We start from the raw sequence: 15,131 nt of genomic DNA, 5'->3' as shown, positions 1-15,131 counted from the left end.
AATGGTCCTGCTTTTTTATATAAAAAATCAAATAATTCCATTTATTATCTTTATGCTTATTGATTCAGCTGCAGACCGACCTGCAACAACTGTTTTTTCGGCACAAGACAAATCTGGGATAAATCATTATAAAGAAATATTACTGTAAGGACAAATTATATGTAATTTTCAAAATAACTGTCTGCTGATAGCATGAAAATGAAGATTGAACTTTTTCTCAGGACATTTGGGATATTTTGCACTTGTCTGATGATAATTTTTATCATTGGATAAATACTAGCAAGCAATTAATTTTTAGAACCGGAAGGGAAGGACAGATTGTATGAACAGAATCTACAAAGTCATCTGGAGTAAGGTTCGGAATGCCTATGTGGTGGTATCTGAATTGGCCAAAAGCCAGGGAAAGGACAAAAGTGAAAAAAATGGCTGTGCTGGCAGAAATGGTTTGAAAGCAGGCCTGCTGGCTTTCTGCATGGCAGGCGGCCTGATGGTGGGAGAAATCCAGCCTGTATGGGCAGCTTCCGTGGATGCCGGGACTACGTCTAATGGGGACGCCAATACTTTGGCAGTGGGGAGCGGATCTTCTGCTACTGGAAAGGGAGCCCTGGCCGTGGGCGGCGGCAGCCAGGCTTCTGGAGACACAGCAGTGGCTCTGGCCTGGGGAAGCCAGGCGCTGTCCGACTATGCCATAGCCATCGGTCATTCGGCCCATGTGGGGGGCAGTTATACGTACGCCCAGGATGGCAGTACCTCCGGTATCCGGGGGACGGCCCAGAATGCCATTGCCATTGGCAACACCGCTGTTGCCAATGGGAAGGACGATGTAGTCATCGGGGCCAACAATACAGCTGAGACGCCCACGGCTTCCTATGTGGAAACCAATAAAACCGGAGCTTATGCCCAGGGCGGCCGGGTCATTGTGGGCCATGACAACAGTATCAATGGGCGTTCCGGGAATTCCATGGCCATCGGTTCAGCCAACGCCGTCAATGCGGTCCATGGCATTGCCATTGGACAGAATGTCCAGGTCGGGCAGAAAGCTGGGGCTACAGGAACAAAAGTTGATAAGACTTCAGTGACGCTGGAGTATGAAAACAGCATGGGCATCGGTGTGAATGCCAAGTCCCTGTCCAGCAACTCCATTGCTTTGGGAAATGGGGCAGTCGCTGGAAATGAGCGGACCACCGATATCGATACGGATTGGAATGGCAAGGGCGCTGTTGCCATTGGAGAAACAGCGCAGGCAACGGGATATTATTCCCTGGGCCTGGGGGCAGAGAGCCGATCTACAGGCGACAGGACAGTCGCCTTGGGCCATGGAACCCAGGCTTCGGCGCAGCTGGCCACGGCTCTTGGTTCAGAAGCTAGTGCCAGCGGGGCCCGCAGTACCGTTGTAGGGGAAGAAGCCAGCGCTACGGCTACCCGGGCCATTGCAGTAGGCGCCAAAGCAAAAGCAGCTGGGCGTTTTGCAGTAGCGATAGGCGAAGAAGCGGATGGCAGCGGTGAGAATGGAACGGCTGTGGGTCCGGAAGCCAAAGCACAGGGGAAAAACAGTGTGGCTGCCGGTTATCAGGCGGCGGCTCTTTCCGAAGGGGAAATTGCCATTGGCACCAGTGCCGGCAATGGGGATAACCGGAGCAATGTCAACAATGCTGTTTCCATCGGTACCAGTGCCCATGCCCGGGAAGCCGGCGGTGTGGCTTTGGGGAATGAGGCTTTGGCCAATCTGGGGAAATCCGTGGCTATCGGTGACAGTGCCAAGGCCAACAATGCGGACAGCATTGCCATCGGCAGCAGAGCCACGGCCAGTGGCAGTGCCGGCAGCATAGCCCTTGGCAGCAACTCCTCCGTGGGCCGTGCTTCTGGTGCAACGGGTGGTCCCCGCTGGGGCACTTCGAATGATATAGGCGGTCGCTGGTATACTTGGGCATCGGCTAAAAACTCTACGAAAGGCACGGATGGTACCTGGACTACCACTATCGACCCCAAGTCTACCGTATGGCAAAGCAATCTGGGCGCTGTTTCCATTGGGACCGACGGCCTGAGCGGCACCACCTACACCCGCCAGCTGACCGGACTGGCTGCAGGGACCCAGGATACGGATGCAGTGAACGTGGCCCAGTGGAAGAACACCATGCTGGCCACCATCGGGGATGCCAAGGAAGACAGTATCAACACCCGCTATGGAACGGACGGAGTGGCCCGCAATGTGACCCGGCTGGTGAATGAATATCTGACCCTGACCGGTGCTGCCGACGACGGCACGACTCTGACCAAGGATCAGCTGACCACGGAGGCCAACATCGGTACTGTTGTAGGGGACAACAAGATCACCTTCCGGCTGGCCAAAGACCTGAAGGGACTGGATTCTGTCACCGCCGGCAATACAAAAATGGAATCGAAAGGCATCACCATCACCAATCCCGATGATAACAAGAAGAACATTACCCTGGATGGAAGCACGGGCAGGGCTGCTATCGGTGGCGTGACCGTTGGTCATGTAAATGATGGGGAACTGGAGACTTCAACCCACGTTGTAGTACCGTCGGGGAACTATGTGTACCATTTGACCAATACCACTTGGGATCCGTCGACTTACGTATCAGGCCGGGCTGCTACGGAAGATCAGCTGCACCAATTGGGCAGCCAAGTGACCGGTGACATCAATACGATAAACCAAGTGCTTGGTAACGGAACCTTCGGGCTTTCCGCAGATGATGATGCAAGTACAACGACAAGTCTGGACAGTACGATTAAGGTGAAAGGCGATGGCACCAATATTACCACCAAGGTGGATGGTACGGATCTCAAAATCGAACTGAACAAGGATTTGAACCTGGGAACAACGGGTTCCGTGACCATGGGGAATACCCTGCTCAACGGGTCCGGATTGACTCTCAGCGGGGCCGATGAAAACAGCAGGATCCAGATTTCCCAGGGGAATGTTTCCATGGGCGGGCAGCAGATCCACAACGTGGCCAATGGTACGGATGACCATGATGCGGTGAACCTGTCCCAGCTGAACGAAGTGAAAAACCTGGCGGGCAAACAGACTGACGTTACTGTGGAAGGAGGAACGGCAGCAGGGACGGATACCTATACCGGGACCAATCTCCAGCTGAAGTCTTCTACTGCAAACGGAGTGACCACCTATGATCTCAAGCTCAGCGATACCCTGAACATCGGCGGTGCCGGGAAAGACGGTGCTCCGGGCCAGGATGGCCATATGGGCATCAACGGGGCAGACGGGAAATCCGGCGTGGCCATCGACGGTAAGGATGGAATTTCCATCAAAGGAGAAAACGGCAAGGACGGTGTGACCATCAAAGGCATCGACGGGAAAGACGGTGTCAATGGTGCCGAAGGCCATATCGGTCTCAACGGCAAGGACGGAATCACCGACATCTGGACTACGGCCGGGACCCCTGGCCTCAATGGCAAGGACGGGGAAACCATGACCCGTATCGTCTACAAGGATCCGAAGGGGAATACCCATGAAGCGGCAACCCTGGATGACGGTCTGAAATTCGGCGGTGACTTTGGCACGGCTTCTGCTGTGAAACTGAACAAGGAGGTCAATGTCAAAGGGAACGCCAAGAATGAAGACGACCTGACCGATGGCAACATTGGCGTCGTTTCCAGCCAGGACAGCGACAACGGCCAGCTGCTGATCAAGCTGAACAAGGACCTGAACTTGGGGAATACGGGTTCCGTGACCATGGGGAATACCCTGCTCAACGGGTCCGGATTGACTCTCAGCGGGGCCGATGAAAACAGCAGGATCCAGATTTCTCAGGATAATGTTTCCATGGGCGGGCAGCAGATCCACAACGTGGCCAACGGTACGAATGACACGGATGCGGTGAACCTGTCCCAGCTGAACGAAATCAAAAAGGCCGGGGCCAACGGCGGCTTTGGCCTGAAGGCCGATGACGGGAACTCCGTGAAGAAAAACCTGGGAGAAACGGTTACTGTCAAAGGAGACGGCGCCAACATCTCCACCAAGGTGGACAATGGAGCCATCCAAGTGGAACTGAACAAGGATATCCAACTGGGTACGGACGGCAGCGTCACCGCCGGCCATACCACCATCAACACTGATGGAGTGACCACGGACAAGGTTACTGTAGGAGACATCACCATTACGGAAAACGGCATCAACGGCGGCCAGCAGCAGATCACCAACATCGGCAGCGGTATCAAAGGGCAGGTCTACGACACCAGTGCGGCCGGCCAGGAAAACTGGAACAATGCTGCCAGTGTGGGGGATGTGCATATTATTGCCGGAGAAGAAGCCGGCAAGGCGGCGGAGGCGGTGAAAGCCAAGAGCGGCAAGAACATCACCGTGGATGCCGACAACAAAGTGAACCTGAACGATGATATTACCCTGGGAGATGCGGATGATACGTCCAAACAGGTGAAAATCGATGGAAACAAGGCTCAGATCACCCTGGGCGGCAAAACCGTCCTGGGGACCCAGGATGGGGGCGGAGCCAACCCGGATAATGGCAGCTATCTGACCGGCTTGGACAACAAGACCTGGGATGCTTCCCGCATCCAGTCCGGCCGGGCCGCTACGGAAGACCAGCTGAAAGCAGTGGATGACAAGATTTCCGGAGGACGGAAGTTCACCGGGGACGACGACCAACAGCTGACGGTAGGACTGGGCCAGGATCTGAGCCTTACCGGCGGCGCCCAGGCGGACAATCTGTCCGACGGGAACATCGGCGTGGTGAAAAATGGGGACAGCGGTCTGTCCGTGAAGCTGTCCAAAGATCTTACCGGCCTGAACAGCGTTACCACCGGCAACACCACCATGACCAGCGACGGAATCACCATCAAAAGCAGCGACAGCCGCAAAGGTGGGGATATCAGATTGTCCACGGGAGACGTGTCCATGGGCGGCAGCCAGATCCACGATGTGGCTGCGGGCACCAAAGGCACGGATGCGGTGAACAAAAACCAGCTGGATTCTGCGGTGAACCAGGTAGGCCGGAGCCTTACCAAACTGGATGCCCGGGTGGACCGGGTGGGGGCCAATGCGGCAGCCCTGGCGGCCCTCCATCCTCTGGATTTCGATCCGGACGACAAGCTGGACTTTGCGGTGGGGGCCGGCAGCTACAGCGGCGCCAACGCCGTGGCCCTGGGGGCCTTCTACCGGCCCAACGAGGACGTGATGCTCAGCCTGGGAGGCAGCGTGGGCGGCGGTGAAAACATGGTGAATGTGGGCGCCACCTTCAAGTTGGGCCAGCACAATCATGTATCCAACACCCGGGTAGCCATGGCCAAGGAACTGAAGGACCTGCGGAAAGAAGTGGAATCTCTCCGGGGCGCCCTGGCCGATGTGGCTGCCGGACGGAAACTGGATCCCACCCTGACCAAACTGTTCCCGGATGTGGAAAAGAACCACTGGGCCTACAACGAAATCGCCCAGCTGTACGGAAACGGTATCGTGGAAGGGTATCCGGACGGAGAATTCAAGGGCGACCGGATGATGACCCGGTATGAATTCGCCATGATCGTCTACCGGGAAATGCAGAAAGGCGCCCAGCTCAGCGAACGGATCCTCAACGAATTCGAACCGGAACTGGAACGGATCCGGGTGGACACCATTGCCAAGGATAAAAACGGCAATCCCACCATCCAGCGGGTCCGGGTGATCAAAGGAAGAGGATAAAAGGGATAGTGCAGAGTGAAGAGGGAAGAGTGAAGAGCGGACCGGTTTGACTGGAGAATCCCATTGCGGAACCGTAGGGGCGTCACCAAGGCCGGCGGAGCCGTGCCGCCCGGTGCGCCCGCAACAGGCAACGGCAGGATATGCGCCGGTCCGTAGGGGCCTCACCGCCGGGAGACCCGCCAGATTACAGAGAGACTTCTGAAAAAAACCGTAGGGGACGCAGGCCCGGCGCCCCTCCTGCTGTACAGGGACAAGCGTCCGCCCGGCGGGCTCTATGAAAAGGCGTTGGACACGTGTCTGACGCCCTTTTCTTTCTGCATAAATTATCCAAGAATTCCCTTCAACAAGCGGTTAATTTTCAGTTATAATAAAACCGTGCACTTTACTACGGTACAATTGGAAAGGAGGGTAGCGAAGGTTCAGCAGTTCGATTTTTTTTGTATCAGAATTTACAGAATTAAACGACAAAGATTGGAGGAACAACCCATCATGAAAGAATCCAACTGGAGTGTACTGCTGGGGGCGGCCTTCCTGATGGCCACCTCGGCCATCGGACCGGGGTTCCTGACCCAGACCACCGTGTTTACCGGCAAGCTGGGGGCCAGCTTCGGTTTTGTGATCCTGGCCACCATCCTGATCCACGCCATTACCCAGCTGAATGTGTGGCGGATCATTGCGGCGGCCAAAAAGCCCGGCCAGGATATTGCCAACGCCCTCTTGCCCGGGCTGGGGTATTTCGTATCGGCTCTGGTGGTGGCCGGGGGCCTGGCCTTCAACATCGGCAATGTAGGGGGCGCGGGCCTGGGGCTCAATGTGCTGCTGGGGGTGTCCCCGGTGACCGGGGCTCTCATCAGCACGGTGATTGCTGTGTTCATCTTCCTGAATAAAAGTGCCGGAGCCCTCATGGACCGGTTCGCCCAGATCGTGGGGGGCTTCATGGTGCTCCTGACCATCTATGTGGCCGTTACCTCCCATCCTCCGGTGGGGCTGGCTCTGGCCAAAACCGTCATGCCGGATACGGTGGATGTGATGTCCATCGTGACCCTGGTAGGGGGCAGCGTGGGCGGCTACATCACCTTTGCCGGAGGTCACCGGCTGCTGGATGCGGGGATCACCGGGGTGGAAAACATGAAGGAGGTCAACAAGAGCTCGGCCATGGGCATCGGCATCACCAGCCTGATGCGGCTCCTGCTGTTCCTGGCCACACTGGGGGTCATTTCCCAGGGACTGAGCCTGGATCCGGCCAACCCTCCGGCTTCCGTGTTCAAATTGGCAGCCGGTGACCTGGGCTACAAGATCTTCGGACTGGTCATGTGGTCTGCGGCCATTACCTCCGTGGTGGGCTGTGCCTATACCTCCGTTTCCTTTATCCGGACCTTCAGCCCTACCCTGGAAAAATACCACCGGTATCTGATCATCGGCTTCATCCTGTTCTCCTCCTTCATTTTCTCCTTCATCGGCAAACCGGTGACGGTGCTGGTGGTGGTGGGGGCTCTCAACGGGCTGATCCTGCCCATTGTGCTGGGCTCTCTGCTGCTGGCCGCCAAGAAGGAAAAAATCGTGGGGGCCTACCGGCATTCCTCCTTCCTGTTCTATACAGGCTGGCTGGTCTTTGCAGTGATGCTGTACATGAGCCTCCAGACCATCCTGAAGATGCTGGGCTGACAGAAAGGGCAGGAATTTATAACAAACTTGACAGGTTGGAGGTGTGTATACAGTATAATGTGAAGAAAATGTGACACAGTTAATTGAAAACGAGAAACATGGTAATATCCTAAATGTTCGGTACGTAGCAAAAGAAAGGGGTAATATTATGAAAATCGATTTGAACTCTGATCTGGGAGAAAGCTTCGGCGCCTACAAAATCGGCATGGATGACAAGGTCCTGCCGCTGGTGACTTCCGCCAACATTGCCTGCGGATTCCATGCAGGGGATCCTTCCGTGATGAAAAAGACGGTGGATCTGGCGGTAAAGAGCGGCGCAGCCCTGGGGGCTCATCCCGGATACCCGGACCTGGTGGGTTTCGGCCGTCGGAAAATGGCCGTTTCTCCGGCAGATGTGTATGCCATGGTGGTGTATCAGGTGGGGGCGCTCAGTGCTTTTGCCAAAGCGGCGGGCACCCGGCTCCAGCATGTAAAGCCCCACGGGGCCATGTACAATATGGCGGCCAAGGATCCGGCCCTGGCGGAAGCCATTGCCCAGGCCATTTATGATGTGGATCCGGAAATCATCCTGTTTGCCCTGGCCGGCAGCGAAAGCGTCAAGGCTGCGGAAAAGATTGGTCTGAAGGTGGCTTCGGAAGTGTTTGCAGACCGGAGCTATCAGGAAGACGGTTCCCTGACGCCCCGGACCCAGCCCGGTGCCATGATCACCGATGAAGAGGCCTCCATCGCCCAGGTGCTGTCCATGGTGCTGAAGGGCCAGGTGACCACTCTCAGCGGTAAGGTGATCCCGGTGAAGGCGGATACCATCTGCGTCCATGGGGACGGGGAAAAGGCCCTGCTGTTCACCCAGAAAATCCGGAAAGCCCTCCAGGAAAACGGAGTGGAAATCGCCGCGGCCGGTACCTTCCTGAAATAATTTCATGCAAAGGAGAATCTGCTTATGGATTACAGCCAAATGAAACCCGCCGAAGTCCGGAAACTGATCCGGGAGGGGAAAATCACCAGCTTCACCAGCGGTATGTGCAACGGATATGCCCAGGCCAACCTGGTGGTTCTGCCCAGGGAACTGGCCTTTGATTTCCTCCTGTTCACCACCCGGAACCCCAAACCCTGTCCGGTCCTTGACGTGACGGAAGTGGGGAGCCCGGAACCCAAAGCCGTGGCTCCCGGGGCGGATCTGCGGTATGACATCCCCAAATACCGGATCTACCGGCACGGGGAACTGACCGACGAAGTAACGGACCTGAGCGGGTACTGGCGGGACGACCTGGTGGCTTTCCTGCTGGGATGCAGCTTCTCCTTTGAAGGGCCCATGCTGGATGCGGGGCTGGATGTGCGGCACATTACGGAAAACCACAATGTGCCCATGTACATCACCAACATTCCCTGCACTCCGGCCGGAGTGTTCCATGGGCCCATGGTGGTTTCCATGCGTCCCATGACTCCCAAAGCGGCCATCCGGGCCATCCAGGTGACCAGCCGGATGCCCAATGTCCATGGGGCTCCCATCCATTTCGGCGACCCGGCGGCCATCGGCATCCAGGACATCAGCAAACCGGATTTTGGAGATCCCTCCACCATCCGGGAAGGGGAAGTGCCGGTGTTCTGGCCCTGCGGGGTAACGCCTCAGGCAGTGGCCATGGCGGTGAAGCCGGAATTCATGATCACCCATGCGCCGGGACATATGTTCATCACCGACGTGAAGAATGCGGATCTGAGCGTGCTGTAAAAAAAGAGAAAAAAGCAGCCGGACCGTTTCCAAAAGCCCAGAAAAACCATAACAGGATCCAAATGAGGGGGAAGTTGTTATGAAAAAAGAATCCAACATCAGCGTGCTGCTGGGGGCAGCCTTTCTGATGGCCACATCCGCCATCGGGCCGGGCTTCCTGACCCAGACCACTGTCTTTACCGGCCAGTTGGGAGCCAGCTTCGGCTTCGCCATCCTGGCCATGATCATCATCGATGCCATTGCCCAGCTGAATGTGTGGCGGGTGATTGCCGTAGCCAAAAAGCCCGGCCAGGACATTGCCAACATGGTGCTGCCCGGCCTGGGATATCTGGTGTCCGCCTTTGTGGTATTCGGGGGCCTGGCCTTCAACATCGGCAATCTTGGGGGTGCCGGCCTGGGGCTCAATGTGCTGTTCGGGATCTCTCCCATTGTGGGGGCTCTCATCAGCGCGGCCATTGCCATCTTCATCTTTTCCAGCAAAGAGGCGGGAACCCTGATGGACAAGTTCGCCCAGATTGCCGGAGGCGTCATGGTACTGCTCACTGTCTATGTGGCGGTGACCTCCCATCCTCCAGTGGGGGAAGCGGTGGCCAGGACCTTTATGCCTGAGCACATCGATCTGATGTCCATCGTCACCCTGGTGGGAGGCAGCGTAGGCGGATACATCACCTTCGCCGGCGGCCACCGGCTGCTGGATGCGGGAATCTGCGGAGAAGACAAGCTGGACCAGGTGAACCGGAGCTCTCTGACTGGCATCGGCATCACCAGTGTTATGCGGGTATTCCTGTTCCTGGCGGCCCTGGGGGTCATCAGCCAGGGCTTTACCCTGGATCCTTCCAACCCGCCGGCTTCCGTGTTCAAGCTGGCTGTGGGGGAAGTGGGGTACAAGATCTTCGGCGTGGTCATGTGGTCCGCGGCCATTACCTCGGTCATCGGCTGCGCCTATACTTCCGTTTCCTTCATCCGTACCTTCAGTGAAGGACTGAACAAAAACTACCGGTATCTGATCATTGGATTCATCATCTTTTCCGCTGCTGTGTTCGCTTTCATCGGCAAACCGGTGAAGGTACTGATCCTGGCCGGGGCCCTCAACGGGCTGATCCTGCCTCTGGTACTGGGAGCACTGCTCCTGGCATCCCGGAAAAAGGCCATTGTGGGGGATTATCAGCATCCCCGGTTCCTGTCGGTCACCGGCTGGATCATCTTCGCTGTGATGCTTTGCCTGGCAGTGGAAACAGCAGGCAAATTACTCCCCAAACTGTTGGGATAAAAAGGTGGAATAACCATGGAAAAAGCAACAGCATATCTGCAGGCTGCCCAGATCCGCCCGGTGGGAGAAGGGGCCCTGATGGTCTCCTTCGGCAATACCATCGACCCGGAGATCCTCCGGTGTGCCCGGGCTCTGGTGACGGAACTGGAACAGCATCCTTTCCCGGGACTCCTGGAATTTGAAGCTTCCTACACCGGTGTGACGGTGTTCTACGATCCCCTGGTACTGGCCCGGGAATCTACTCTGCCGGAGGACCACTGGCTGTCCAAAGGCTACCGGGAAGCGGCGGCCCGGGTGAAAAAACTCCTGGAAGGGATCCGGTTCACCAAGGAAAAGAAAGGGGACCGGATCCGGATCCCTGTGTGCTACGGCGGGGAATACGGACCGGACCTGGAAGAAGTGGCGGAGTACCACCATATGACGCCGGAAGAAGTGGTGAAAATCCATACTGGCGGGGACTATCTGGTGTATATGATCGGGTTCGCCCCCGGTTTCCCCTATGTGGGAGGACTGCCTCCGGAAATTGCCACCCCCCGGAAGAAGACTCCCCGGCTGGCCATCCCTGCCGGGTCCGTGGGCATTGCCGGTTCCCAGACCGGTGCCTATCCCCTGGAAACCCCTGGAGGCTGGCAGCTGATCGGCAGGACTCCCCTGGCCCTGTTCCGTCCCTGGGATCTGGAACATCCCAGCCTGCTCCAGGCCGGTGACCGGCTGGAATTTGTCAGCATAACTCCTGAGGAATACAAGGAACTGGCAGCGAAAGAGAAGGAAGGTGGCCGGAAATGAAGATCATGGTGAAAAAAGGCGGCCCTCTCACTACGCTCCAGGATACGGGCCGGTACGGATTCCAGAAATACGGGGTCCTGGTCAGCGGGGCCATGGACCTGTTCAGTTTGAAACTGGGGAATATCCTGGTAGGCAACAAAGCCCGGGAAGGGGCTCTGGAAATGACCATGAGCGGGCCCTTCCTGAAGCTGCCGGCAGGACTGGTGTTCGCCCTTACCGGGGCGGACCTGGGGGCGAAACTGGGGGGCAGACCGGTGCCTCTCAACCGGGCGGTGTATGTGAAGGAAGACAGCACCCTGTCCTTCGGCTTTGCGGCCCAGGGGGCCCGGGGCTATCTGACGGTGGCCGGGGGCTTTGCCGTGCCGGCAGTGATGAACAGCAAAAGCACCTATCTCCGGGCCAAAATCGGCGGAGTGGGAGGTGCTCCTCTGGCTGACGGCACGGAACTGGAAACCGGGGAACTGACGGCGGAACAGGAAGGGCTGAAGGCTGTGCTGGCCAAAACGGGAGGCAAGCCTTTCAGCACCCTGGGCTGGTCTGTGGAAACCACTGGCCTCTTTACCGGGGAGCCCATTCGGGTGACCCAGGGACTCCAGGCGGACTGGTTCGACAATGCCACCCTTCAGGAGTTCTTCCACAGCGGCTACACCATTACGGCCCAGTCGGACCGGATGGGATACCGGCTCAGCGGAGCACCGCTCCACTACCGGGACAGCAGCCTGGAGATGATCTCCGAACCAGTGACCTTCGGGTCCATCCAGGTGCCGGCGGACGGGAATCCCATCATCCTGATGGCGGACCGGCAGACCACCGGGGGCTATGCCAAGATCGGACAGGTGATCCAGGCGGATCTGCCCAGGCTGGCCCAGATGAAGCCGGGACAGACCATTTATTTCCGGCCGGTGACCCTGACCCAGGCGGAAAAAGCCCTGGCCCGGCAGGAGGATTTCCTGACAGATGTGAAAATGATGGTACAGCGGTAAAAAAGAAAGGGTGCTGCGCAAGACGGGCAGTACCCTTTCTTTTTTCACCGAGAACAATTTACACGAAGCTGATATAATAGAGCCAGTACAGTGCCGGCAGGGAGCCGGGAGAAGGAGGAATCGGACATGACATTGGCAGTGCAGGACTATCTGAAAGATCTGGAAACCCTGGTGAATACGGAAAGCTTCAGTCGGGACCCGGAAGGGACCGCTCAGGTGGCGGCCTGGATCCGCCGGCGGCTGGAGGGAGCCGGCTGGCATACAGAAACCATTTCCGTGGGAGACCAGGTGGGCCCCTGCGTAAAGGCAGTGTGGGGGAACCCGGACCATTATGACGTAATCCTCCTGGGCCATATGGATACGGTGTTCCCCAAAGGCACCGTAAAGGACCGTCCTTTTTCCATTGAGGGAGACCAGTACAAAGGCCCGGGCTCCGCGGATATGAAATGCGGGGACCTGTTCATGGTGTACCTGGCGGAAGCGGTGAGCCGGGAAAAAATCCAGGGGAACATCTGCCTGCTGTTCAATCCGGATGAGGAAATCAGTTCCCGGTATTCCCGGCCGGTAATCGAACGGGAAGCCCGGAAGGCGGACCATGCCCTGATCATGGAAAGTGCCCGGCCCAATGGGGACCTGGTGAACCAGCGGAAGGGCATCTGCAAGTACACACTGACCTTTACGGGCATTGCATCCCACGCCGGGGTGAACCCGGATAAAGGAGCCAGCGCCATCAATGAATTCATCCGCTGGGGAGAAAAGATCATTGCCCTGGCTGACCGGGCTGCCGGCACTACTGTGAATATCGGACTGGTACAGGGGGGCACCGCTGCCAATGTGGTGGCCGCCCAGTGCCGGTGTGTCATCGATGTGCGGATCGAAAAGAGCAGCGAAGGGGAACGGATCGACCGGGCCATCCGGGAACTGGAAGCTCATCCCTTCGATGACCGGGTGAAGGTCCAGGTGGAAGGGGGCGTGGCCCGTCCGCCCATGAAGCCTACAGAAAAATCCCTGGCCTTCTGCCGTCTGGCAGAGCAGGTGGCTCAAAAAGAGGGTATCTCCTTCCAGTGGCAGGCTGCCGGCGGGGGAAGCGATGGCAACTTCACCTCCGCCCTGGGGATCCCCACCCTGGATGGCCTGGGCCCCATTGGAGGCAATGGCCATGCGGTAACGGAATACGGCCTGATCAGCAGTCTGGAACCCCGGTTCCGGTTCCTGAAGGCCCTGGTGGAAGCGGTGCTGACCAAATGAGGGATACGTCACTGGTGTATCTGCTGGACGGAGAAAACCGGGTGCTCCTGGGCCGGAAGCGACGGGGCATGGGCGTGGGCAAGTGGAACGGCTTCGGAGGGAAAATCGAGCCGGGAGAAACCATGCGCCAGTGCGCCGTACGGGAGCTCCGGGAAGAAAGCGGCCTTGAGGTCCGGCCGGAAGACCTGGACCTGATGGCGGATCTGTACTTTGACCAGCCTTCTGACGGCACATGGTCCCATGGAGGCATGGTGTATTTTGTCCGCCGGTGGCAGGGAGTGCCCCGATTGTCGGAAGAAATGGAACCCAGGTGGTTTTCCCTGGACCAGCTGCCCTATGAGGAAATGTGGGAGGCGGACCGGATCTGGCTGCCCCGGCTGCTGGCCGGGAAACAGCTCCGGGGGACCATCCTTTTTGCCCCGGACGGGGACCATGTAATCGATTCTGTGTTCCAGGAGGTCCATCTGGATGAAACCAAATAACTGGACGGAAACTCTCCTGGCCTGGTTCGATGGCTTTCGGCGGGAGCTGCCCTGGCGGGAGTCCCATCCCCGGAATCCCTACCATGTGTGGGTATCGGAAATCATGCTCCAGCAGACCCGGACGGAAACGGTAAAAGGGTATTTCCACCGGTGGATGGAACAGTTCCCCACCATCCGGGATCTGGCCCAGGCACCGGAAGACCAGGTGCTCCGGGCCTGGCAGGGGCTGGGGTATTACAGCCGGGCACGGAACCTCCACAAGGCAGCCCGGCAGGTGATGGTGGAATGGGACGGTCAGCTGCCCCGGGACCGGAAGGCCCTGGGGGACCTGCCAGGCATCGGAGCCTATACGGTGGGAGCCATCCTGTCCATGGCCTTTGGGGAAAAGGTTCCGGCAGTGGACGGAAACCTGCTCCGGGTGCTGGCCCGGCTTTACGGAGTGGAAGAAGACATTACCGGCACCCAAGGAAAGAAAACCATTACGGCCCTGGCAGAAGCCGCCATACCGGCAGACAGGCCCGGGGACTTTAACGAAGCTATGATGGACCTGGGAGCGGAAGTATGCATCCCCAAACATCCCCGGTGCGGGGAATGTCCCCTGCGGGAATCCTGCCGGGCTCTGAAAGAGGGGAAGACGGAGGTTTTGCCGGTGCGCAAAGCCAAAGCCCCCCAGAAGGAACTGGCGGCAGCCTGCGGCCTGGTGTGCCGGGAAGGCCGGTATCTGCTCCACAAACGGCCGGCCAAAGGGATGTTGGCTTCCATGTGGGAATTCCCCATGGTGCTGGATCCGGACCCGGACAAGGCCAGGGCAGGACTGGAACAGCTGCTGGAGGGAGCTGCAGGGCCGGAGCTGTGGCATCACAGGCATGTGTTCACCCACCAGATCTGGCACATGACCGGCTATGGGATGAACGGAGGAGACTGTCCTGAGGAGGGATCTCCGGACTGGGCCTGGCTGGCTCCGGAAGAGTGGGACCAGCGCCCTCTGGCAGGACCTCATGCCAAATTGGCTGCCTGGCTGAAAAAAACTGTTGACAGCAAAGAGAAGGTTTGATATTATATACAAGCTTTCTCTTTGAGGAAGCAGACAAGTCAGAGGAATGAAAGACAAAGAAAAAAGTTGTTGACAAATTCCAAATGATTTGTTAATATAAATGAGCTGTTACAAACAGCGAGGTTGGAACCCTGAAAACTGAATATTGTTGACAGATGTGCGGGTCAAGTCACTTTTAGTGATGAGATCGAGTCACCTGGATGACAACCAGGTTAAAAAATCAAAGCTAGTTTTTCG

General features: G+C 57.5%; 10 protein-coding genes. All 10 read left to right on the top strand.

The genetic code is table 11. The features are described from left to right. Positions 1-322: 322 nt before the first annotated feature. The 10 genes from ACZOF8_RS08175 (at position 323) to mutY (ending at position 14,894) form a co-directional block, all read left to right on the top strand. Positions 323-5,677 carry an ESPR-type extended signal peptide-containing protein gene (locus ACZOF8_RS08175; protein ID WP_487426755.1) on the top strand — a complete coding sequence of 1,785 codons (5,355 nt, stop codon included), beginning with the start codon at positions 323-325 and terminating at the stop codon, positions 5,675-5,677. 489 nt (positions 5,678-6,166) lie between these two features. Further along, positions 6,167-7,342, top strand: coding sequence for an NRAMP family divalent metal transporter (locus ACZOF8_RS08170; protein WP_487426754.1), 1,176 nt, complete (start codon positions 6,167-6,169; stop codon positions 7,340-7,342). A gap of 145 nt (positions 7,343-7,487) precedes the next feature. Continuing rightward, on the top strand, positions 7,488-8,258 hold the full coding sequence (gene pxpA / locus ACZOF8_RS08165; RefSeq protein ID WP_487426761.1) for a 5-oxoprolinase subunit PxpA: 771 nt from the start codon (positions 7,488-7,490) through the stop codon (positions 8,256-8,258). Positions 8,259-8,282: 24 nt separating this feature from the next. After that, complete coding sequence (locus ACZOF8_RS08160; protein ID WP_022487589.1) at positions 8,283-9,071, top strand: putative hydro-lyase; 789 nt, start codon at positions 8,283-8,285, stop codon at positions 9,069-9,071. A 79-nt stretch (positions 9,072-9,150) separates the two neighbouring features. Further along, positions 9,151-10,341 (top strand): NRAMP family divalent metal transporter, encoded by a 1,191-nt coding sequence (locus ACZOF8_RS08155; RefSeq protein WP_022487588.1) that lies wholly within the window; start codon positions 9,151-9,153, stop codon positions 10,339-10,341. Between the two features lie 15 nt (positions 10,342-10,356). Further along, positions 10,357-11,127 (top strand): 5-oxoprolinase subunit PxpB, encoded by a 771-nt coding sequence (gene pxpB / locus ACZOF8_RS08150; protein ID WP_022487587.1) that lies wholly within the window; start codon positions 10,357-10,359, stop codon positions 11,125-11,127. Continuing rightward, positions 11,124-12,110: a 5-oxoprolinase subunit C family protein gene (locus ACZOF8_RS08145; RefSeq protein WP_288310995.1), complete on the top strand. Its 987-nt coding sequence runs from the start codon at positions 11,124-11,126 to the stop codon at positions 12,108-12,110. Before pxpB ends, ACZOF8_RS08145 begins: the two co-directional genes overlap by 4 nt. Before the next feature lie 126 nt (positions 12,111-12,236). Next, entirely contained in the window at positions 12,237-13,358 is a 1,122-nt protein-coding gene (locus ACZOF8_RS08140) for a M20 family metallopeptidase (protein ID WP_022487585.1), read from the top strand. Next, positions 13,355-13,840 (top strand): 8-oxo-dGTP diphosphatase, encoded by a 486-nt coding sequence (locus ACZOF8_RS08135; RefSeq protein ID WP_022487584.1) that lies wholly within the window; start codon positions 13,355-13,357, stop codon positions 13,838-13,840. Before ACZOF8_RS08140 ends, ACZOF8_RS08135 begins: the two co-directional genes overlap by 4 nt. Then, complete coding sequence (gene mutY / locus ACZOF8_RS08130; protein ID WP_022487583.1) at positions 13,827-14,894, top strand: A/G-specific adenine glycosylase; 1,068 nt, start codon at positions 13,827-13,829, stop codon at positions 14,892-14,894. The genes ACZOF8_RS08135 and mutY overlap by 14 nt, the downstream gene beginning before the upstream one ends. Positions 14,895-15,131: the final 237 nt, after the last annotated feature.

It is taken from the genome of Acidaminococcus sp., from assembly GCF_057597765.1.
Note: the sequence above shows the minus strand (reverse complement) of the source record. Positions and strands in the feature narration are given on the sequence as shown.